This is a genomic window from Rhodoplanes tepidamans (assembly GCF_030813915.1).
GTDB classification, from domain to species: Bacteria; Pseudomonadota; Alphaproteobacteria; order Rhizobiales; family Xanthobacteraceae; genus Rhodoplanes; species Rhodoplanes tepidamans.
In genome coordinates this window covers 81,150-100,118 of record NZ_JAUSUJ010000004.1, presented here as the reverse complement: position 1 = coordinate 100,118, position 18,969 = coordinate 81,150, and the positions used below count along the sequence as shown (strand labels likewise).

19 protein-coding genes, 1 tRNA gene and 1 pseudogene are annotated in these 18,969 nt (G+C 70.7%); 12 read left to right on the top strand and 9 right to left on the bottom strand.

The features are described 5' to 3' along the window. Positions 1-185 precede the first annotated feature (185 nt). Entirely contained in the window at positions 186-1,178 is a 993-nt protein-coding gene (locus tag J2S22_RS06480) for a Bug family tripartite tricarboxylate transporter substrate binding protein (RefSeq protein WP_272780535.1), read from the top strand. A gap of 739 nt (positions 1,179-1,917) precedes the next feature. On the opposite strand, the gene J2S22_RS06475 is transcribed toward J2S22_RS06480, so the two are convergent. Together J2S22_RS06475 and J2S22_RS06470 are read right to left on the bottom strand one after the other, a co-directional pair. After that, positions 1,918-2,565 (bottom strand): fumarate hydratase C-terminal domain-containing protein, encoded by a 648-nt coding sequence (locus J2S22_RS06475; RefSeq protein WP_272780534.1) that lies wholly within the window; start codon positions 2,563-2,565, stop codon positions 1,918-1,920. Positions 2,566-2,570: 5 nt separating this feature from the next. Continuing rightward, complete coding sequence (locus J2S22_RS06470) at positions 2,571-3,440, bottom strand: fumarate hydratase (RefSeq protein WP_272780533.1); 870 nt, start codon at positions 3,438-3,440, stop codon at positions 2,571-2,573. 395 nt (positions 3,441-3,835) lie between these two features. On the opposite strand from J2S22_RS06470, the gene J2S22_RS06465 reads away from it, so the two are divergent. Beyond that, positions 3,836-4,696 carry a Bug family tripartite tricarboxylate transporter substrate binding protein gene (locus J2S22_RS06465; protein WP_272780532.1) on the top strand — a complete coding sequence of 287 codons (861 nt, stop codon included), beginning with the start codon at positions 3,836-3,838 and terminating at the stop codon, positions 4,694-4,696. Positions 4,697-4,741: 45 nt separating this feature from the next. On the opposite strand, the gene J2S22_RS06460 is transcribed toward J2S22_RS06465, so the two are convergent. Next, positions 4,742-6,217, bottom strand: a complete 1,476-nt coding sequence (locus J2S22_RS06460; protein WP_272778304.1) for an AMP-binding protein — start codon at positions 6,215-6,217, stop codon at positions 4,742-4,744. 623 nt (positions 6,218-6,840) lie between these two features. Between J2S22_RS06460 and J2S22_RS06455 the strand changes: the two genes are divergently transcribed. Both J2S22_RS06455 and J2S22_RS06450 read left to right on the top strand, forming a co-directional pair. Continuing rightward, positions 6,841-7,458, top strand: coding sequence for an XRE family transcriptional regulator (locus J2S22_RS06455; protein ID WP_272778372.1), 618 nt, complete (start codon positions 6,841-6,843; stop codon positions 7,456-7,458). Further along, a complete protein-coding gene (locus J2S22_RS06450) occupies positions 7,459-8,079 on the top strand; it encodes an RES family NAD+ phosphorylase (protein WP_272778305.1) in 621 nt (206 codons plus the stop codon). A gap of 102 nt (positions 8,080-8,181) precedes the next feature. Here J2S22_RS06450 and J2S22_RS30975 read toward each other — a convergent pair. Further along, positions 8,182-9,054: pseudogene (locus J2S22_RS30975) on the bottom strand (LAPAL motif-containing putative phage structural protein); the annotation flags it as partial. Positions 9,055-9,241: 187 nt separating this feature from the next. After that, positions 9,242-9,317, bottom strand: a tRNA-Thr gene (locus J2S22_RS06445). A gap of 205 nt (positions 9,318-9,522) precedes the next feature. Between J2S22_RS06445 and J2S22_RS06440 the strand changes: the two genes are divergently transcribed. The 4 genes from J2S22_RS06440 to J2S22_RS06425 all read left to right on the top strand — a co-directional run bounded on the left by J2S22_RS06440 (position 9,523) and on the right by J2S22_RS06425 (position 13,205). Further along, entirely contained in the window at positions 9,523-10,002 is a 480-nt protein-coding gene (locus J2S22_RS06440) for a transcriptional repressor (RefSeq protein WP_272778306.1), read from the top strand. Between the two features lie 84 nt (positions 10,003-10,086). Further along, complete coding sequence (locus J2S22_RS06435) at positions 10,087-11,067, top strand: DMT family transporter (protein ID WP_272778307.1); 981 nt, start codon at positions 10,087-10,089, stop codon at positions 11,065-11,067. Positions 11,068-11,121: 54 nt separating this feature from the next. After that, entirely contained in the window at positions 11,122-12,369 is a 1,248-nt protein-coding gene (gene ispG, locus J2S22_RS06430; RefSeq protein WP_272778308.1) for a flavodoxin-dependent (E)-4-hydroxy-3-methylbut-2-enyl-diphosphate synthase, read from the top strand. Beyond that, positions 12,366-13,205, top strand: a complete 840-nt coding sequence (locus J2S22_RS06425; RefSeq protein ID WP_272778309.1) for an SDR family NAD(P)-dependent oxidoreductase — start codon at positions 12,366-12,368, stop codon at positions 13,203-13,205. The genes ispG and J2S22_RS06425 overlap by 4 nt, the downstream gene beginning before the upstream one ends. Positions 13,206-13,364: 159 nt before the next feature. On the opposite strand, the gene J2S22_RS06420 is transcribed toward J2S22_RS06425, so the two are convergent. The 3 genes from J2S22_RS06420 to J2S22_RS06410 form a co-directional block, all read right to left on the bottom strand. Then, entirely contained in the window at positions 13,365-13,601 is a 237-nt protein-coding gene (locus tag J2S22_RS06420; RefSeq protein WP_272778310.1) for a type II toxin-antitoxin system HicB family antitoxin, read from the bottom strand. Between the two features lie 290 nt (positions 13,602-13,891). Next, entirely contained in the window at positions 13,892-14,080 is a 189-nt protein-coding gene (locus tag J2S22_RS06415; protein WP_272778373.1) for a type II toxin-antitoxin system RelE/ParE family toxin, read from the bottom strand. Between the two features lie 111 nt (positions 14,081-14,191). Next, entirely contained in the window at positions 14,192-14,662 is a 471-nt protein-coding gene (locus tag J2S22_RS06410; protein ID WP_272778311.1) for a ribbon-helix-helix domain-containing protein, read from the bottom strand. A 250-nt stretch (positions 14,663-14,912) separates the two neighbouring features. Here J2S22_RS06410 and J2S22_RS06405 point away from each other — a divergent pair, with 250 nt between their 5' ends. The 4 genes from J2S22_RS06405 to J2S22_RS06390 all read left to right on the top strand — a co-directional run bounded on the left by J2S22_RS06405 (position 14,913) and on the right by J2S22_RS06390 (position 18,174). Continuing rightward, complete coding sequence (locus tag J2S22_RS06405; protein WP_272778312.1) at positions 14,913-15,710, top strand: hypothetical protein; 798 nt, start codon at positions 14,913-14,915, stop codon at positions 15,708-15,710. 145 nt (positions 15,711-15,855) lie between these two features. Then, positions 15,856-16,062: a hypothetical protein gene (locus tag J2S22_RS06400; protein WP_272778313.1), complete on the top strand. Its 207-nt coding sequence runs from the start codon at positions 15,856-15,858 to the stop codon at positions 16,060-16,062. Between the two features lie 283 nt (positions 16,063-16,345). After that, on the top strand, positions 16,346-17,398 hold the full coding sequence (locus J2S22_RS06395; protein WP_272778314.1) for an NAD(P)-dependent alcohol dehydrogenase: 1,053 nt from the start codon (positions 16,346-16,348) through the stop codon (positions 17,396-17,398). Positions 17,399-17,574: 176 nt separating this feature from the next. Continuing rightward, positions 17,575-18,174 (top strand): HXXEE domain-containing protein, encoded by a 600-nt coding sequence (locus J2S22_RS06390; RefSeq protein ID WP_272778315.1) that lies wholly within the window; start codon positions 17,575-17,577, stop codon positions 18,172-18,174. A gap of 179 nt (positions 18,175-18,353) precedes the next feature. Here the strand turns inward: J2S22_RS06390 and J2S22_RS06385 are convergent, their stop codons facing one another. Continuing rightward, the gene (locus J2S22_RS06385; RefSeq protein ID WP_272778316.1) at positions 18,354-18,935 is read right to left on the bottom strand and encodes a YidB family protein; all 582 of its coding nucleotides are present in this window, start codon (positions 18,933-18,935) and stop codon (positions 18,354-18,356) included. Positions 18,936-18,969 lie beyond the last annotated feature (34 nt).

Genomic DNA, 18,969 nt, shown 5'->3' with positions numbered 1-18,969 from the left:
GCATCGTGTGGTCCGGAGACTACGAGAAATGCCGCCGGCATCGGGCACAAATCGCCCTCGTTTCACGATGCGAAACGGTCCGAGAAAGCGGTCGCCCGCCGCGGCGTCTGGGCTTAGCTTCCATCGCCAAGCGCGGAGATCGACAACCGCGTACCGCGCCGCAGTCACCCCCCGGAGAACGCATCATGGACCACCGTGTATCTCGTCGGCTCGCCGTGGGGGCGGCCCTGTGCGCGCTCGCCGCTCCGGCTCTGCTCGCCTCGGGCCCGGCCGCGGCGCAGGGCTGGCCGAACCGGCCCGTCACGCTCATCGTCCCGTTCCCGGCCGGCGGCAACACCGACATCCTGGCGCGCGCCGTGGCGGCGGCGCTGAGCGACGGGCTGGGCAAGCAGTTCATCGCCGACAACCGTGCCGGCGCCGGCGGCAATATCGGCGGCGCCGCGGTCGCCAAGGCGCAGCCCGACGGCTACACGCTGCTGTTCTCGACCCCCGGCCCGGTGGCGCAGAACCGGCTGATGTACAAGTCGATGCCCTACGATCCCGATCGCGACCTCGTGCCGATCGTGCTGATCGCCAACTCGCCCCTGATCGTCACCGCCAAGAAGGACGCGCCGTTCAAGACGCTGGCCGACCTGGTCGCGGCCGCCAGGGCGGCGCCCGGCAAGGTCAATGCCGGCATTCCGGGGCAGGGCACGCTCGGCCACATCACGTCGGAGCTGCTGCAGGCGAGCGCCAAGGTGCAGTTCACCAACGTGCCGTACCGCGGCACCTCGCCGATCATCACGGATCTGCTCGGCGGCCAGATCGACGTCGCCATGGACTTCATGTCGAGCTACGTGCCGCTCGTGCAGAGCGGCACCATCAAGGCGCTCGCCACCACGGGCGCCAAGCGCAGCGCCTCGCTGCCCGACGTGCCGACCGTGACCGAGACCGGGGTGGCGAACTTCGAGGCCTCCGCCTGGTACGCCCTGATGGCGCCGGCCGGCACGCCGTCCGAGGTGATCGAGAAGACCAACCGCGTGGTCAACGCCTGGCTGAAGACCGACAAGGCCAAGGAGGTGCTCGCCTCCATGTCGATGGAGCCGAACGGCGGCACGCCCGAGGAGCTGAAGGCCTACATCGCCTCCGAGGTCGCCAAGTGGGGCCCGGTCATCAAGGGCGCCGGCATCCAGTTCTGATCCGGCCGTCCGGATCGATCCCGTCTCCCGGGATCGTCGTCGCCCGGTGGGTTCCGAGCCGACCCCCGCCGGGCGGCGGCGAGACGGCACGTCGGCCGAGACGTCGCGGCCGGCGTGCCTTCTGCATGTCAATGGGCCTGCTCCCATGCCCCTCGGCCCGTCAGGCCCGCGCGCGCCGCGGGCCTTCGCGTCTCTCCGGCGCTGCAGCGACGCACCGCGGATGGCCGGGACGAGCCCACAGGCGCTGGAGCGGTTTCGATCGCGATGAATTCGCCCCGCCTTCCGCTCGTCCCCGCGAAGGCGGGGACGCAGGGCCGATTCGGCGTGTGGCCCCTGGGTGTGGCCCCTGGATTCCCGCTTGCGCGGGAATGAGCGGAGAGTGGCTCGAGCTCAGCGGGACGATCTCCAGCTCGAACTCCGAAGCCTCGCCTCCGTCGTGCGCCGCGGAGGCGAGCGAGGGCGGAGCACCAGGTGCGCCGCAGTCTCACGACCGTAACGACGGAGTTCGGTGGATACCGGGTCGTTCGCCTGCGCGAGGGCTTTGCATAATCCGTCATCCCGGGGTGCGGACCGCAGGTCCGTGAGCCCGGGATCCATGCGCCCGGTGCTGGTGACTCACGACAGACAGGGCGTATAGGTCCCGGACTCGGCGCTGGCGCGCCGCCCCGGGACGACGGTGCAATTCCGCAAAGCCCTCGCCTGCGCGGACGACGACGATCGAGAGGCTGTATCGTCGATCTTATCGTGCCGCTGCCCGCCCGGCGTTCAGCTTCGCGAGGATGTCCGGCAGCTTCGCCCGGGCGTTGCGGGCGAGGTCGTCGTAGAGGCTGCGGCCGTGCGCGTCGATCGCCACGGTGAGCGGGCCGAAGCCGGCGAGCCGCACGCGGGTGAGCCGGAACTGCATGATCAGGTCGTCCCACGCGGTCTCGACGATCGCGGCGACGCCCTCGGACAGCAGCGGCGAGGCGCCGCCCATCATGGAAAAGTAGACGCAGCCGACCTCCTGCATGGCGCGGGCGCAGTCCATGTCGAGCCCGCCCTTGCCGGCCGTGGCGGACAGCGCGAAGCGGCGGATCAGGGTCGGCAGATACGGATTGAAGCGCGTCGAGGTGGTCGGATTGACGTAGAGCGGCTCGGCGCCGCCGGCCGGCGTCTCGCGGCTGCACACCGACAGGTGGAAGAACGCCGCGCCGCCGAGATCGAACGGCAGCGGCTTCTCCTCGGCGACATGCGCCATGATGCGCTGGTGGGTCGGCATGCCGATCGTCACGATCGCCTCGCCGTCGAGCCGCACCACGTCGCCGAGCGCGAGGTTTCTCGCGTCGCCGCGCGACAGCGGCACGGAAAGGCGCGGGAGGTCGTCCTGGACGGCTGGCGTCACGGTCATGGTCGTCACTCGCAACGCTCGATCTCGCCCGAATCGTGGATGCGGGCGCGGGTGCGGCGGTTGATCCAGCAGTTGAAGCAGACCGCCACCGGCGTGTAGCCGTGGCCGCTCGCATAGTCGATGTGGACGCCGAGCGCCGTGGTGTCGCCGCCCGTGCCCATCGGGCCGAAGCCGGTGGCGTTGATCGCCTCGAAGAGGCGCCGCTCCATGTCGGCCAGGATCGGCTCCGGATTGATGGTGCCGAGCCGCCGCAGCGTGGCCTTGGAGGCGAGCTTGGCGGCGATGTCGAAGGTGCCGCCGATGCCGACGCCGACCACCACGGGCGGGCAGGGCTGCGAGCCGGCCTTCAGCACGCACTCCATCACGTGGCGCTCGATCGTCTCGAGCGAGGGCGACACGAAGGTCTCGATCGACGCCCAGCGTCCGGTGCCGAGCGCCTTCGGCGAGCAGGTCATCTCGACATGGTCGGCGCCGCTCGCCACGTCCCAGGTGACCAGCGGCATGTCCTTGCCGGCGAAGCTGCGCTGGTTGGTGAGCGGATTGGTGACGAATTTCAGGATCGGCGGCTCGGCCGTCGCGCACAGGTCGGCGAAGCCGTCGACGATGGCCTGCCTGATGTCGCCGTCGATGCGCGCCGCCGTGCCGATCTTCACGTCGTAGCTCGGCACGCCGGCGTCCGTGCAGAGATACGTGTCGTCGCTCTTCGCCCGCTCGGCCGCGGTCAGCATGAAGCGCAGCACCTTGCGGGCCTGCTCGGCCGTCTCGGTGTCGAGCGCGGCGCGCAGCGCCGCCACCGCGTCGTCCGGCACGGTGCGCAGCGACCAGGCGTAGAGATCGGCGGTCGCGCGCCTGATCGCGTCGTAGGTGATGGCCACGGATCCTCCGCCGGCGGCGCCCTGTTGGGTGCGGGTCGCTCGCCGCCGACGATTGAAGCACGACTGCGCCCGCATCGGGGGCCGTCGTGCCGCTGTTTCGTGATGCGAAACGAACGGGCCGGTGCGACGCGTGTCCCGATGAACGGAACTTCCGCCTGGAACGACCAACACGGATGGCGTAGTCCTGCGGGCGTCTCGCGTGCCGGGCTGGTGCCTCGACCCCCAACAGCTTGCATGGAGTTTCGATGTTCCTTTCGCGTCGCGGCTTTCTCGTGTCGGCGGGCGTCGGGTCCGTCGCCGCGCTCGGCGGTTCCGTCCCGGCTTCGGCACAGACCGATTCGTCCCGAGCCCCGCGATCCCAGCCCGCCGCATGGCCCGACCGGCCGATCCGGATCGTGGTCGGCTTCGGCCAGGGCGGCCCGACCGACATCGTCGCCCGCATCCTGGCCGACCAGCTCTCCGGCCTGCTCGGCACCTCGGTGTTCGTCGAGAACCGGCCCGGCGCCTCCGGCAACATCGCGACCCAGGCGGTGGCGCGCGCGCCCGCCGACGGCCACACGCTGATGATCGGCGCGCTGCCCTTCGCAGTGAACCACTGGCTGTTCCCCGACTTCGGCGTCAGGTTCGGCACCGACATCGTCGCGCTGGCGCCGATCGGCGCCACTCCGAACCTGCTGGTGGTGCCGCCGTCGCTCGGGGTGCGCAGCGTCGCGGCGTTCCGGGAGCTCGCCCTGTCGCGGCCCGACGCCGTCACCTATGCGACCCTCGGACGGGGCTCCTCGTCGCACCTCGCCGGCGTCGTCTTCGATCAGAAGGCCGGCACCGCGTTGCTGCCGGTCGCCTTCACCAACAACAACGAGGCGACCCAGAACCTGATCGGCGGCCACGTGATGGCGTGGTTCGCGCCGCTCACCTCGGTGCTCGAGCTGGTGCGCAGCGGCCGCCTGGTGGCGCTCGGCGTCACCGCGCCGGAGCGCGTGGCGGCGCTGCCCGAGGTGCCGACGCTCGCCGAGTCCGGCCTGCCGGGCTTCGACGTGCGGGTGTGGGTCGGGCTGTTCGCGGCGGCCGGCATTCCGGCCGAGCGGATGGCCGTGCTGGAGCGCGCGCTCGACCAGGCGCGGGCCGCGGCGGCCGTGCAGGCCGCCCTCGACGCGCAGGGCATCGCCCCGCTGGGGGTCGCGGGCCGGGCCGGCTTCCACGACTTCGTGGTGGCCGAGATCGGCCGCTGGCAGCCGGTGGTCGCCGCCCTGCGGTGAGATCGCGGAGGTCGCGGGCCGGCGCATCGCGCCGGCCCGCGAGGATCACGCCGGCCCGGTGCCGGCCGCCAGCGTGCGGCGCAGCTCCGAACGGACGATCTTGCCCATGGCGTTGCGCGGGATCGCCTCCACCCGGTGGACCGCGACGGGCCTGGCGAACGGCGCCACCTCGGCGCAGCGCGCACCGATCTCGGCCTCGTCGACATGGCCGCCGGCGACCACCGCGACGACGATCTCGGGCAGCCCGCTGCGGCCCTCGACCGCGATCACGCCGGCGTCGCGCACGCCCTTGCAGCGCGTCACCTGGCGGTCGAGCAGCTCCGCCGCCAGCTTGACGCCGCCGAAATTGATCACGTCGTTGGTGCGCCCGCCGACCACCAGCATGCCGGTCTCCAGCACGCGGCCGTGGTCGCCGGGCGAGAACGCGTCCATCGGCTCCATCGTGGTGCTGCCCGGCCGCCACGGCGCCGCGAGGCCGAGCGCGCGGATGCGCAGGCTGCCGGTCTCGCCGGCCGGCAGCGGCCGCCCGGCCTCGTCGCAGGCCTCGACCGTCGCCCACGGCACCAGGAAGCCGACCGCGCCCTCGTCGCGCCGTTCCGCCAGCTGCTCGACGCTGGCGAGCGCCACGACGCCGGCCTCGGTCGAGGCGTAGGTGTTGACGATCGGCACCGGCAGCACGGCGCGCAGCCGCCGCACCAGCGCCTCCGAGATGTGCGAGCCGCCGGCCTGGATCTCGCGCAGCGTGGCGAGACCGCCGAGGCTGCGTTCCTGCGTCTCGGCGAGCTCGCCGAGCTGCTGCACCGAGACGATGGCGAGCTCGGCGCCCGCGAAGGCGATCACCGGCACGGCCGTCGCGGCGGTCTGCGCGAAGCAGACCATCTTGCCGGTGGCGAGCGCCGTGAAGGCGATCATGAAGCCGAAATGCGAGCGCATCTGCGGGCCGCAGAAGACCCGCTGCACGGCGGCCATGCTGCCGCGCCACAGATAGGTGGTGATGCGGTCCCACAGCACCGCCTCGCTCATGGCGATCGGCTTCGGCTCGCCGGTCGTGCCGGAGGACAGCGCCACCCGGCAGACGTCGCGCGGCCCGAACCGCACCGGCGTCGCCGGCGGCCGGCCGGGCTGCGCCGCGAACCAGCCGGGATCGACCTGCAGGGCGGTGCCGGTGAAGCCCGCCGGGCGGTCGCGGTCGTACAGCAGGGCGGACATCCCGAGCGGCAGTCCGGCCTCGGCCGGCATCAGGCTGGTGCTGATCACGCCGAGCCGGTGCAGCGCGCAGATCAGCACGACCTGCCAGACCGGATCGGCGACCGTGAGCCCGACCAGGGTGCCGGGCGCGAGGCCGGCCGCGGCGCAGCGCGTCGTCGCCGCGGCGATCGCCTCGGCGAGCTGGCCGTAGGTGAGCACGCCGCTCTCGGTCCCGATCGCCGGGCGCCGCCCGTCGAAGCGGGCCTGCAGCAGGATGCAATCGACATAGGACGGGGACGTCGTCCCGGGGGGACGGCTCGGGTCGGCAGGCATGTCTGGCTCCGGAGGCGTGGTCGGACGGGGGTCGCCGGCCGCGATGGTAACGGGGCATGACCGCGAGGGCGAGATGCGATTTGGACGACCGAAGCAGGATCGCATCGATCCGCAACCGCGCGAGCTCCCGCTGTTTCGCCCCGGCCCGGCCGCGGGTTCGAGGCGCGGCGGAGGCGGCGATGACGGTCTTGGTCGCGGCTGCGCCAGCGGATCGCGTCGGTGGTCACTCTGGCGTGAGGAGCGGACGTGGTCGGGGTCCGCGATGACGGACTCCGCGCGCGATCGGGCAGGAGATGGTCCGCGACGTTAGTCTAGGAAATGCTGACCGGCGTCAGTGTCTTTGATTCACGGGTTGCCGCGCTCTGACCCGGTCCCGCCAGCGATTGAACGACGGGTCCGGACCAGCGGGGAAATCACCTTTACGAACTTGACGAACTTATCGATTTTGCCATATATGCTCCAGCGGAGGTTGGGTCATGGCAGCTTCAAAATCGAAGACGGTCCTTCGCCGCGGCGCGGGCCGGCGGGTCCGGGCGGCTGGGAAATCGGCCTTCACCACGATGGCGTTTGTCACCGGCCTGGACCAGACCCTGCCGAAGGGGGCGGCCGGCTTCAAGCTGAAGATGCCGAACATCGCGTCCAAGGTGCTCACCAGCAGCCCCAAGCGAATGAAGGTGCTCTTGCAGGGCTACGGAGATGCGATCGCCAAGAGTCGCACAGCCGGCCGGCGGGTCAGCTTCCGCGTCGATGTCGATCCTGATGGCAAGGCCGTCGTGACGCCCTTCGAGGAGGCGGTTGCCGCGCCTGAGCCGAGGGTAGAAGAAGCTGTGGCGCCGGACCCCCAACTGCAGGCGGCGCTGGCGGCGGCGCGCGAGCGCGGCCGGCTGCGTGCCGCCGAGATCCTGGGGGGCGACGACATGCTGAGCGCCGATGCGTTCGCCAACATGCTCGGCACGAGCCGCGTGACGGTGAACACGAAGCGCCAGAGCGGCCAGATCCTGGGCCTCGACGGGGCGAAGCGCGGCTTTCGTTTTCCGGTCTGGCAACTCGATGCCGAAGGGAAGCCCTATGCCGAGCTTGCGGTGCTGCATGAGCGCCTGGGCGGGCCTTGGGCGGTCTATCGCTTCCTGGTGCAGCCGCATGGTGAACTCGACGGGCTGACCGGGCGCGAGGCTCTGGAGCGTGGGAAGGTCAAGGCTGCGCTTGAGGCCGCCGAGAGCGTTGGGAGAGATTTCCGCTGAATGGCGAAGGTTCTCCCGCCCAAGGGCTTTGCGGGTGCAGTCCTCCACATTCATGAGGTGCCGCCCGGCCGGCGGTTCGGCCGCATCTATCTCGGTCGCTATCCGGACCCCCTCGGCTTCGGCAAGACGCCGAGCCGGTTCAGCGATCCGAGGCGGCGCGTCGCCGCCAACCGTTTCGGCGTGCTCTATCTCGGGGAGACTGTGAAGGTCTGCTTCCTGGAGGCGGTCCTCCGCGACCAACGCGATGGCGCGATCGGCGATCTCCCGATGGAGGAGGGGGAACTGCATGACCGCCACTATGCGGAGATCGAGGTCGCCGTCCCGCTTAGAATGGTCGACCTGCGCGATGACGGCGCCATCGTCATGGGCGTTCCGACCGACGTCGCGAAGGCCTCCGGCCAGGCACTCGCCCGGGCTTGGTCCGTGGCCTTCCACGAGCACGCGGAGAAGCCGGATGGCATCATCTATCCGTCACGGCTCAACGGGCACACCAGCTTGGCAATCTTCGATCGCGCCATCACGAAGCTGCAGGCGGTCCGGACGATGAAGCTGATTGCAGCGCCGGGGCTGGCGGCGGTGCTGAATGATCTGAAGGTCAGCATCGTCGAGCCCGACCCGTGATCGGCTGGGAAAGGCTAAGCGCTGTCGCGGGATCGAAAGGAGTGAGGGGAGATTCGGTGATCGACCGTGATCAGGTCGACGTGCCTCCTCGTCCGTTTCCGGGTCCGTGATCTGCAAACGCACCTTGTATCGGTCGTCTACCGATGATCCGCCGCGTTTCACCGCATCGCGAGCGATGCTCGTTTGTCTGATGTCGACGTATATTGGCTTCTTCTTGTATTTGAATCGCCAGTTGGGGGCCTTCACGTCGAATACCGGTCCATACGCGTACAGCACCGCGGTTACTGTTCGCGGTTCCGGGTCGTCAGTCGTTACCGGAGTCTGTTTCCGATCCGAGCAGGACGCGACGATGGCCGCCACGTCCTCTCGACCGTATCGCTCGCTTCTCTTGTCTGGTCCGCTGAACGCGATCGATGCCACGCTTTTCTGGGTCACTATTGGAGCGAGAACACCTTCTATCGCGTCCAAGACAGCGTCACTCTGAGCCAAGCGGTACACGGTCGGGCTCACGTTTATGGTGTTCCCGTCACCTTCGACCTTCACGATGATCGACCCGGGCGGGTCTTTCGTCTCCTGTGCCGTCTCGACCTGCCGGCCGTTTTTCCATTTCAGATATCCGAACACGGTCCCCGTAGCTGCAGCGACGCCTGACGTGACCACGCCGAGCTTCTTCAGGAGGTCCGTCGCCTTCTCAATCGATCCGCTCTGAAACAGGTCCGTGATCTGGTTAAGGATTGTCTGGATAATCTCGAAATTGATATTGAAGCATTTGTTCTCGAAATCTGATGTCACCAGAAGGCGAACTGCCGCCCGCTCTCCATTCACTTCACCGTTTGCCGATCGCACTAATTTTCCGAATGCCACGAGCGCCGGACCGAGGGCGTCCACGTCCATCGCATGGTCGTTAGGATTGTCGCCGAAGTACGAGACTTGAAACCGTTGGCGGCTCACACGGCCGTTCGGATCGTCAGCCATTCCACACCCCACCGTTTCCAGTGGGTATTACCCTACAGCTTATCCGCGCATTGACTATCCTACCGCACTGTTCCCCATATGTTCTCAACGGCGATCGAGACGAAGTTGCAAGCAGGTCGGTGCACCCCGCTGTGGACAGCCGAGAGCATGGGAATGCACGGGACGGATGCGGATTTAAGCTAAGTGCTGGTGCCGCAAGAGGGATTCGAACCCCCGACCCCATCATTACGAATGATGTGCTCTACCAGCTGAGCTATTGCGGCGACGCGGCTCCCTGATACTGGGCCGGGCCCGTCTTGGCAAGGGAGGGGTGGAGCGCCGGGGCGGGGGCCGCGACGCGGCGGCGTCCGGGGCGGACCGCGTCGGCGGCCGGCCGCCCGCGGGCCGGCCGCCGGGCCGGCGCGGAAATCGCGCGCAACCCCGCCCGCGACCTTTGAAAACCGCGGCCGGAGCCGATAAATAGACGGCATGCCCGAGGTCTTCCCGTCGCCCGACCACGACCACGACCGCTGCAGCGCGTCGGTGCTGAAGCATGCCGAGACGCTGTGCAAGGAGCGCCACGAGCGCCTGACCCCGATGCGGCGGCAGGTGCTCGAGATCCTGGCCGGCAGCCACAAGCCGCTCGGCGCCTACGAGATTCTCGAGCTGGTCGCGCCCGAGGGGCCGCGCCCGGCACCGATCACGGTCTACCGCGCCCTCGACTTCCTGATCGCCCAGGGGCTGGTGCACCGGATCGAGAGCCGCAACGCGTTCCTGGCCTGTTCGCACAGCCACGCGGCCGGCGCCCTGGTCGCCTTCCTGATCTGCGAGCGCTGCGGCGCGGTGGGCGAGGCCCCCTCCACGGCCATCTCCGACGCCATCAAGGCCTCGGCCAAGGCGCTGGGCTTCACCCCGAAGATCTCGGTGATCGAGGTGACGGGCGTGTGCGCCCACTGCGCCCGCGGCTGACCGCCGCCCCGGCTGCCGCGCCGGCGGCCCGCCGCGCCGGTGCCCCGGCCCGCCCCCGCCCGTCTCGCCCCGCAGGACCCCGCCGTGCAGCCCGCCCGCCCGCTCGACGCGCTCGCGACCGCCACCATCGTGGCCCTCAGCCTGAGCTGGGGCCTCAACCAGGTGGCCATCAAGGCGGCGGTGCCCGACATCCCGCCGCTGGTGCAGGGGGTGATCCGCTCCTCCGGCGCGCTGCTGATGCTGCTCGCCTGGGCATGGGCGCGCCGGGTGCGGCTGTTCTCGCGCGACGGCAGCCTGCTGCCGGGACTCGTCGCCGGTATCCTGTTCGGGTGCGAGTTCATCATGATCTATCGCGGCCTGATGATGACCACGGCGAGCCGCGGCACCATCTTCCTCTACACGGCGCCGCTGTTCGTGGCGCTCGGCGGCTCGTTCCTGCTGCCCGGCGAGCGGCTCGGCCGGCTGCAGTGGTTCGGGCTGGTGACCGCCTTCGCCGGCGTGGTGGTGGCGATCGGGGCGCCGCAGCTCCTCGCCGCGCCGCCCGCCGGGGCGGGGGCGGCCGGCGCCGGCGCGCCGCCGGGCAGCCTGGAGAGCACGCTGGCGGGCGATGCCCTGCTGCTCGTCTCGGCGGTGTTCTGGGCCTCCACCACCCTGGTGGTGAAAGGCACCCGGCTGGTCCATGCCGCGCCGGAGAAGACGCTCGGCTACCAGCTCGCCTGCTCGATCCCCATCTTGGGGCTGGCGGCCCTGTGGTTCGGCGAGAGCCTGCCCGGGGTGCCGCGTGCCGCGGCGGTCTCGTGGCTCGCCTATCAAACCATCTGGGTGGTCGGAATCACCTATGGGCTGTGGTTCGCGCTGGTGAAGCACTACTCGGCCAGCCGTCTTTCGGCCTTCACGTTCCTCACCCCATTGTTCGGGGTCGTGGCCGGGCACGTCGTGCTCGGAGATGCTATAGACTGGCCGTTCGCCGTGGCGGCCGCCCTGGTGGTCGCCGGGCTCGTCCTGGTGAACCGGCCGCGGCGTACCGGCCGGGCCGCCGCGGATGGCGCGAATCGGCCGCGTTGACGGGGGCTTGCGGGTCTGGCACTCCCGCGGCCATTGCATTTCGGGAGTTTGACGATGAGCGATCTGGCAGGTCCGGCGATGCGGCGCGAGACGGTCGGCGTGCGGGTCGGCAACGTCACGGTCGGCGGCGGCGCCCCGATCGTCGTCCAGTCGATGACCAACACCGACACGGCGGACGTCGCCGGCACGGTCGCCCAGGTGGCGGCGCTGGCCCGGCAGGGCTCCGAGATCGTCCGCATCACGGTCGACCGCGACGAGGCGGCCGCCGCGGTGCCGCACATCAAGGAGCGGCTGCTGAAGATGGGCCTCGACGTGCCGATCGTCGGCGACTTCCACTACATCGGCCACAAGCTGCTGGCCGACCATCCGGGCTGCGCCGAGGCGCTCGACAAGTACCGCATCAATCCCGGAAACGTCGGCTTCAAGGACAAGAAGGACAAGCAGTTCTCCGCCATCGTCGAGATGGCGATCCGGCACGGCAAGCCGGTGCGCATCGGCGCCAACTGGGGCTCGCTCGACCAGGAGCTGCTCACCCATCTGATGGACGAGAACGCCCGGCTGCCGAGCCCGAAGGACGTGCGCGCCGTCACCCGCGAGGCGATGATCCAGTCGGCGCTGCTGTCGGCGGCGCGGGCCGAGGAGATCGGCCTGCCGAAGAACCGCATCATCCTGTCGGCCAAGGTGTCCTCGGTGCAGGACCTGATCGCCGTCTACCAGGATCTCTCGGCGCGCTCGAACTACGCCATCCATCTCGGCCTCACCGAGGCCGGCATGGGCTCGAAGGGCATCGTCGCCTCCTCGGCGGCGCTCGGCATCCTGCTGCAGCAGGGCATCGGCGACACCATCCGGGTGTCGCTGACGCCGGAGCCGGGCGGCGACCGCACCCTGGAGGTAAAGGTCGCGCAGGAGATCCTGCAGACCATGGGGTTCCGGGTGTTCGTGCCGCTGGTCGCCGCCTGCCCGGGCTGCGGCCGCACCACCTCGACGACGTTCCAGGAGCTCGCCAAGGAGATCCAGGGCTTCATCCACACCTCGATGCCGGAGTGGAAGACCCGCTATCCCGGCGTCGAGCGGCTCAACGTCGCGGTGATGGGCTGCATCGTCAACGGCCCCGGCGAGAGCAAGCACGCCGACATCGGCATCTCGCTGCCCGGCACCGGCGAGAGCCCGACCGCCCCGGTGTTCGTCGACGGCAAGAAGGTCGCGACCCTGCGCGGCCCGACGCTGGCCGCCGACTTCAAGGCCATGGTGATCGACTACATCGAGCGCCGCTACGGCAGCGCCCGCACGGCGGCGGAGTGACGGCCTCTCCGTCGGCGTTTCTGGTCACCGGCGCGTCGACCGGGATCGGTCGTGCCGTCACGATGCGGCTGCTCGCGGCCGGATGGACCGGCTTCGCCACGGTGCGGCGGGTCGAGGATGCGCCGCCCGGCGTCACCGCGCTCTTGGCCGATGTCACGGATCCGCCGTCGCTCGACGCAGCGCGTCAAACGGTGGAGCAGGCGCTGGCGGGGCGCCGGCTCGCCGCGCTGGTGGTCAATGCCGGCATCGCGCTGCCGGGGCCGCTGCTCCATCAGCCGCTCGACGAAATCCGCAGAACCTTCGAGGTGAACGTCCTCGGGGCGGTCGCCACCGTGCAGGCCTTCGTGCCGCTGATGCTGCCGGTCGGCGATGGATCGGCCCGCATCGTCGCCATCAGCTCGGTGTCGGGAAAGATCGCGGCGCCGCTGGTCGGCGCCTATGCGGCGTCCAAGCATGCGCTGGAGGCGCTGTGCGACAGCCTGCGCCGCGAGCTGATGCTGCACGGCGTCGACGTGGCGATCGTCGAGCCCGGACCGATCGCGACGCCGATCTGGGACAAGGGGCTGGAGTTCGGCGGCACCCGCTACGCGGAGACGCCGTATCGCGACACCGTGGCGGCCATGACGACGCACTTCGCCGATTCGGTGGCGCACGCCCTGCCGGCGACGCGCGTCGCCGACGTCGTGCTCGAGGCGCTCACGGCGCGCCGTCCGCGCAGCCGCTACGTGGTGACGGCCCGTCCGCTCACGGACTTCCGGCTGCCGCGCCTGTTGCCGGATCGCCTGCTCGATCGCCTGATCGCCGGTCGGCTCGGGCTGACGCGACAGCGCGGGTAGGGCGGTATTTCGGGGCCCGACGCTCGCGTGATTCAGACCGCCGTCACAGCTCCGCCCGACGCGCGGGCAGGTTCCGGCCGCGGGTTGCGGCTCGACGGAACTCTGCCCTGCGCGGTCCGCGCTACAGCAGCGCAAGGAACTCTTCGACGGACAGCCCGGTCATGCAGCGAGTGTCACGGTCACTTCGTGGATGAGCGGCTTGGCGTCGACCGGCACCGGTTCGCCCCGGGCCTGCCGATCCTCGATCACCAGCCGGATGGCGTCCTCGGCCATCGCCAGCGCCTCCGCTTCGTCGTCGCCGTAGCTGACGATCTCGGGCAGGGCCGGCACCCGGACCGTGAAGCCGCCGTCCGGCTCCGGTTCGAGCACGACGGCATATGTGCGCGATGTCGGCATCGTGTGTGGTCCGTTCGGTTCGTTCATCGATCATACCGGAAACCGGCCGCGCCGTCGTCGGCCGTCCGCGCCGGGGGGGCGCCTCGGGCTCCCCCAGCATCGCCCACCGCCTTGTCCACAGCCCGTCCACCGGCGTGATCGCGGGGGCCGGCCGCGGGCTCGTTCACCGGCCGGACACACCGCGTCGCCCGGCGAGAAAATCCGCGGCGGCGGCTTCGTTCCCGAAGCCCCAGACGGCGGGGCACGACTTGGTCTGGCCCGCCGCACGCTCGACGAGGATCGTCTGTCGTTCACTCGATTTCGCTCGCGAAATCCCGACCCGCATAAGCGATCGCGACAATCTCGACGACGTCCTCCAGCACCCGGAACGCGATCGTCGCACGGCGTTCGAAGCCGATGGTGCGCAGGCCAGGAGCGATGTCGTCACGTCGGGTGCCGCGGTTCGGAAACTCGGCCAGCGCCGTGCAGGCCTTTTCGATACGCCGATATAGTCTTCGGCGCGTCTGGAGCCCGATTGCCCGGCGATGTGACCGAAAAGCGCGAAAAGATCCTCCTCCGCCGTGGCGCGGAAGACGACCTCGTGGGTCATCTCACTCGTCCTTGACCCGCTCCGCCGCGCGGGCGCGCAGGCGCGCGAAGACCTCATCGGCCGGTGTGCTCGGACGCGAGTCCGCGAGCGAAGCCTCGACCTTCCGGCGCAAGATCGCGTCGAGGGCGGCCGTCTCGCGGTCGAGCGCTCGGAGCGCGTCACCCACGACCTCGCTCTCCGACGCATAGGCGCCGGATGCGATCCTGGCGTCGATCATCTCGGCCAGATCGGGCGGCCGCGCCACGGTCAGCGAACGTGCGGGCATGGTCGTCCGTCCATGTCGATCGATACGGCAGTCTAGCGTGAACGTCGGGCCCACGAAAAGGTCGCCGCCGTCCGGCGGGCGACCAGCGCGTCGCGCCCTTGCCCGACCGGCCTCGCGAGCAAGCGCCGTCGCCGCTTCGCCGTCGTCGGCCGTCCCCTCCAGCGCGCCGGGGCGGGCTCCGCCACCATCGCCCACCGCGTTGTCCACAGCCTGTCGCACCGGTGGGAATCGCGGGGGCCGGCCGCGGGCTCGCTCACCGGCCGGACACACCGCGCCGGCCCGGCAGGCGAATCCGCGGCGGCATGGTTTCGGCTTCGTTGCCGAACCGTGGCGGGCCCGGGGCAGGGGCGAGCCGCGGCGCCGGCGCGACCTGAGGGCGGCAGACAGGCGCCCGGTTCGCGCCTAGGACGAGCCATCGGTCGCCGCCGCGGCCGGCTCCGGACGAGACGAGGCGCCGATGTCGGATCGACATCTCTACATCGCCGGCACCGGCCGGGCCGGCACCACCTTCCTGGTCCGCTACCTGACCGCGCTCGGGCTCGACACCGTGCTGGCGCGCGATCCGCAGGCCAAGATCGACGCCGACGCCCAGGCCGGGCTCGAGGATCCGCCGAGCCTCGTCGACGGACCCGGCGCGCCCTACGTCGTCAAGACGCCGTGGCTGTTCAAGGTGCTCGACGACATGCTGGCGCGCGGCCAGCTGGCCGCCGACGGCGTCATCGTGCCGATGCGCGACCTCCGTCAGGCGGCGGCGAGCCGGCTGATCCTCGAGCATCAGGCGATCCTGCGCGAGACGGCGTGGGTGAAGGACCTCGACACCCCGTGGGACGTGTGGGGCAGCGTGCCGGGCGGCCTGATCCACTCGATGCAGCGCGTCGACGCCGAGCGCATCCTGGCGGTCGGCTTTCATCAGCTGATCGAGCGCCTGGTGCGCGAGGACGTGCCGATCGTCCTTCTCAGCTTCCCGCGCTTCGCCGCCGACGCCGACTATCTGCACGCCCGTCTCGCCCCGGTGCTGCCGCAGGTGACGCTGGCGCAGGCCCGCGACGCGTTCGCCCGCACGGCCGAGTCCGGCACGGCGCGCACCGAGACCGAGCTCGCCGGCGCGGACGACGAGGACGTGCGGCTGCAGAACGCGGCACTCAAGCGCGAGATCGCGGTTCTCCAGCGGCGCCTCGACGCGCTGGAGCCGCCGGGCCGGAAGAGGTCGCGCAAGCGGCGGTGGTTCGGCCTCGGGCCGCGCCGCCGGGGCTGACGGCGGACGGGCGGGCGTGGCGGCCGCCGGTGCCGGCCGCCGGCAGCGCGCCGCGAAGCATTCACGCATTCGCATGTTGATCCATCTCAAGCCGCGGCGCGCCGCGGCGCGCTATAGGGCCGGGATCGCACGGAGATCCGATCCCATGCTGAAGCTCGCTGTGCTCGTCTGGATGATGCTCGGCACCACGCTCGCCGGAGCTCTCGTCGTCGTCATCGTGAGCGTGCCCTCGCTCTACAATCAGGGCATGAGCCTGATCCCGATCGCCGCGGCGGCGGGCTTCGTCCTCGCCGTTCCGGCCGCGTTCCTGATCGCCAGGAAGATCGACCAGGCGACCGCCAGGCACGCCTGACCCGCGCCTGATCCGCCCGATCCCCAGCGTCCATCCCGGTCGCCTGCTCCGGCGCAGGCCCGGCGGCGCGGCCGCATCGACCCCGACCGATCCGCCGCCGGCGCGCATCGCGTGCGCCGGCGCAGACCTGCGATGCCCGCCGCCCCCTTGAAGAGCGGCGGCGCCGTTCATTCATCAGGCTCTCCCACGCGGCATCCCTCCGCCGCCCCGCCGCGACGCAGCCGGAGCCCGAGACGGGCTCCGGCGCGGCCGGCGGGCCTGTCCTCTCCGGAGCCTCCGAGACATGTTCACCTGCACGGGCTACGCGGCCGGCGCCGCCGACCAGCCGCTCGCTCCCTTTACGTTCCAGCGCCGCGATCCCGGCCCGACCGACGTCGCCATCGAGATCGTCTACTGCGGCGTGTGCCATTCCGACCTCCACACGGTCCGCGGCGAGTGGGGCAACACACTCTATCCGTGCGTGCCGGGCCACGAGATCGTCGGCCGGGTCACCGCGGTCGGCGGCGCGGTGACGCGCTTTTCGGTCGGCGACACGGTCGGGGTCGGCTGCATGGTCGATTCCTGCCGCACCTGCGCGAGCTGCCGCGAGGGCCTGGAGCAGTATTGCGACAACGGCTTCGTCGGCACCTACAACGGCCCCGACCGCAAGAGCGGCGGCCACACCTTCGGCGGCTATGCCAGCGCCATCGTGGTCGAGCAGGACTTCGTGCTGAAGATCCCGAAGAGCCTCGACCTCGCCGCCGCGGCGCCGCTGCTGTGCGCCGGTATCACCCTGTGGTCGCCGCTGCGCCACTGGAAGGCGGGGCCGGGCAAGAAGGTCGGCATCGTCGGGCTCGGCGGCCTCGGCCACATGGGCGTCAAGCTCGCCCATGCGCTCGGCGCCCACCTGGTGCTGTTCACCACGTCGAAGAGCAAGGTCGCCGACGGCGAGCGGCTCGGTGCCGACGAGGTGGTGCTGTCGACCGATCCGGAGGCCATGAAGGCGCACACCGAGAGCTTCGACCTGATCGTCGACGCGGTCGCGGCCGATCACGACATCAACGCCTATCTGGGCCTGGTGAAGCGCGACGGCACGCTCGTGCAGGTCGGTGCGCCCGAGAAGCCGCTGGCGGTCGCGGCCTTCAGCGTGATCTGGAAGCGCCGCAGCTTCGCCGGCTCGCTGATCGGCGGCATCGCCGAGACCCAGGAGATGCTCGACTTCTGCGGGGCGCACGGCATCACCTCCGACATCGAGATGATCCCGATGCAGAAGATCGAGGAGGCCTATGCCCGCATGCTGAAGAGCGACGTGAAGTACCGCTTCGTGATCGACATGGCGAGCCTGAAGGCGGCGTGAGCTTCTCGCGCCGCCGCTGCGGAGCGGCGCGGACCTGATCAGAACGGGCCGGCTGCGGCCGGCCCGTTGCCCGCCGGGGGTGCCGATAACGCGTCGACATGGCGCATTAACGGAGAGTTCGGGGATCTGCGGTAGCGTGGTCCGATCCGCGACATCGCACACCCCCGGAGCCCCGCATGTCCGACCTCCTCCACCGCATCGCCGACGGCTGGCAGAAGACCCTGCCGGTCCTCGCCGTCGTCGGCGCCGCCCTGTGGCTGGTGCTGTTCCACGGCGCGCCCGCGAGCGAGCAGGCGATGTTCGCGGCGCTGCTGGTGATCTACATGGTGCACCAGACCGAGGAGCATCTGTGGCCGGGCGGCTTCCGCCCGTACGCCAACGCGCATGTGTTCAGGAGCGGCCGCGACGACTGGCCGGTGGACGAAGGCGGCGTCGCGCTGGTCAACATCGCCTGGGTGTGGGCGCCGATCGGCCTCGCCGCGCTGTTCCCGGAGACGCTGCGCTGGGTCGGCCTCGGCTGGGTCGGGCTCACCTTCGTCAATGCGCTGTCGCATATCGGCACGACGGTGCGGTTCCGCGGCTACAATCCCGGCCTCGTCACCTCGATCGTGATCTTCCTGCCCTTCACCATCTGGGTCTTCGCCGCCGAATATTCTCGCGGTGCGCTGTCCGGCCTGGAGATCGCCGGCCTGCTGATCGCCGGCGTGCTGCTCCACGTCCCGGTCGCCGCCCTGTTCGTGATCCCGTTCCGCCGCAAGACGCCCGCGCTGGTGTGATCACGACGCAGCCGTACCTCGACCCGTCATCCTGAGGTGCCCGCGCAAAGCGCGGGCCTCGAAGGATGCGGCCCGGACATATCCAGATCAGCGGCGGCCGTCGCCCTTCGAGGCTCGGGCTTTGCCCGAGCGTCTCAGGGTGATGGCGAGAGTCGGTGCCCCGGGCGATCCCGCCGTCCTCACAGCCAGCGGCGGACCTCGGTCTCGCTGGGCAGGCGGCCCTCCGGCGTCACCTCGTCGACCGCCTCGGGCAGGCGCTGGCTGAGCTCGGCGAGGAGCTCGTCGCGCGACAGGCCGGTGCGGCGGGCGAGCTCGTCGATGCGGTCGGGGCCGAGCGTCTCCTCCAGCTCGCGGGCCGAGATCGCGCGGTTGGGGCCGCGGCGGACCCAGGAGTCGGCGACGTCGCCCCGGCCCTTCTGGTGGAACTGGTCGACCAGGTCCTTGAGGCCGCCGCTGAGCGCGCCGCCGGCGGCACCGCCGCCCAGGAGGCCGCCGAGCCCGCCCAGCAGGCCGCCGAGGCCGCCGCTCGAGCCCTCGCCCTGCACCCGGCCCGGACCCCAGGGCGGCGCATTGGTCTCCGCCTGCGGCACCGGCGCGCTGCCCGAGCCGAAATGCTTGTAGGCCTTGTAGGCGAGCAGACCGAGGATCGCCATGGTGATGGGCGACATGCCGCCCTTGTCGCCGGCGCCGCCCGCCGGCTCGGGCGCGCGCTCGCCGCGCGGGCCGTTCATCATCCCGTTGATGACGTCGAGAAGTCCCATGGTCGCCTCCTGGGCCGCCCCCCGCGGATAGATC

Bases quoted from the DNA above. Each gene is read 5' to 3' on its own strand.
- J2S22_RS06480 (WP_272780535.1), top strand. From the start codon at position 186: ATGGACCACCGTGTATCTCGTCGGCTCGCCGTGGGGGCGGCCCTGTGC.
- J2S22_RS06475 (WP_272780534.1), bottom strand. From the start codon at position 2,565: ATGACCGTGACGCCAGCCGTCCAGGACGACCTCCCGCGCCTTTCCGTG.
- J2S22_RS06460 (WP_272778304.1), bottom strand. From the start codon at position 6,217: ATGCCTGCCGACCCGAGCCGTCCCCCCGGGACGACGTCCCCGTCCTAT.
- J2S22_RS06455 (WP_272778372.1), top strand. From the start codon at position 6,841: ATGCCGAACATCGCGTCCAAGGTGCTCACCAGCAGCCCCAAGCGAATG.
- J2S22_RS06450 (WP_272778305.1), top strand. From the start codon at position 7,459: ATGGCGAAGGTTCTCCCGCCCAAGGGCTTTGCGGGTGCAGTCCTCCAC.
- J2S22_RS06440 (WP_272778306.1), top strand. From the start codon at position 9,523: ATGCCCGAGGTCTTCCCGTCGCCCGACCACGACCACGACCGCTGCAGC.
- ispG (WP_272778308.1), top strand. From the start codon at position 11,122: ATGAGCGATCTGGCAGGTCCGGCGATGCGGCGCGAGACGGTCGGCGTG.
- J2S22_RS06420 (WP_272778310.1), bottom strand. From the start codon at position 13,601: ATGCCGACATCGCGCACATATGCCGTCGTGCTCGAACCGGAGCCGGAC.
- J2S22_RS06405 (WP_272778312.1), top strand. From the start codon at position 14,913: ATGTCGGATCGACATCTCTACATCGCCGGCACCGGCCGGGCCGGCACC.
- J2S22_RS06400 (WP_272778313.1), top strand. From the start codon at position 15,856: ATGCTGAAGCTCGCTGTGCTCGTCTGGATGATGCTCGGCACCACGCTC.
- J2S22_RS06395 (WP_272778314.1), top strand. From the start codon at position 16,346: ATGTTCACCTGCACGGGCTACGCGGCCGGCGCCGCCGACCAGCCGCTC.
- J2S22_RS06390 (WP_272778315.1), top strand. From the start codon at position 17,575: ATGTCCGACCTCCTCCACCGCATCGCCGACGGCTGGCAGAAGACCCTG.
- J2S22_RS06385 (WP_272778316.1), bottom strand. From the start codon at position 18,935: ATGGGACTTCTCGACGTCATCAACGGGATGATGAACGGCCCGCGCGGC.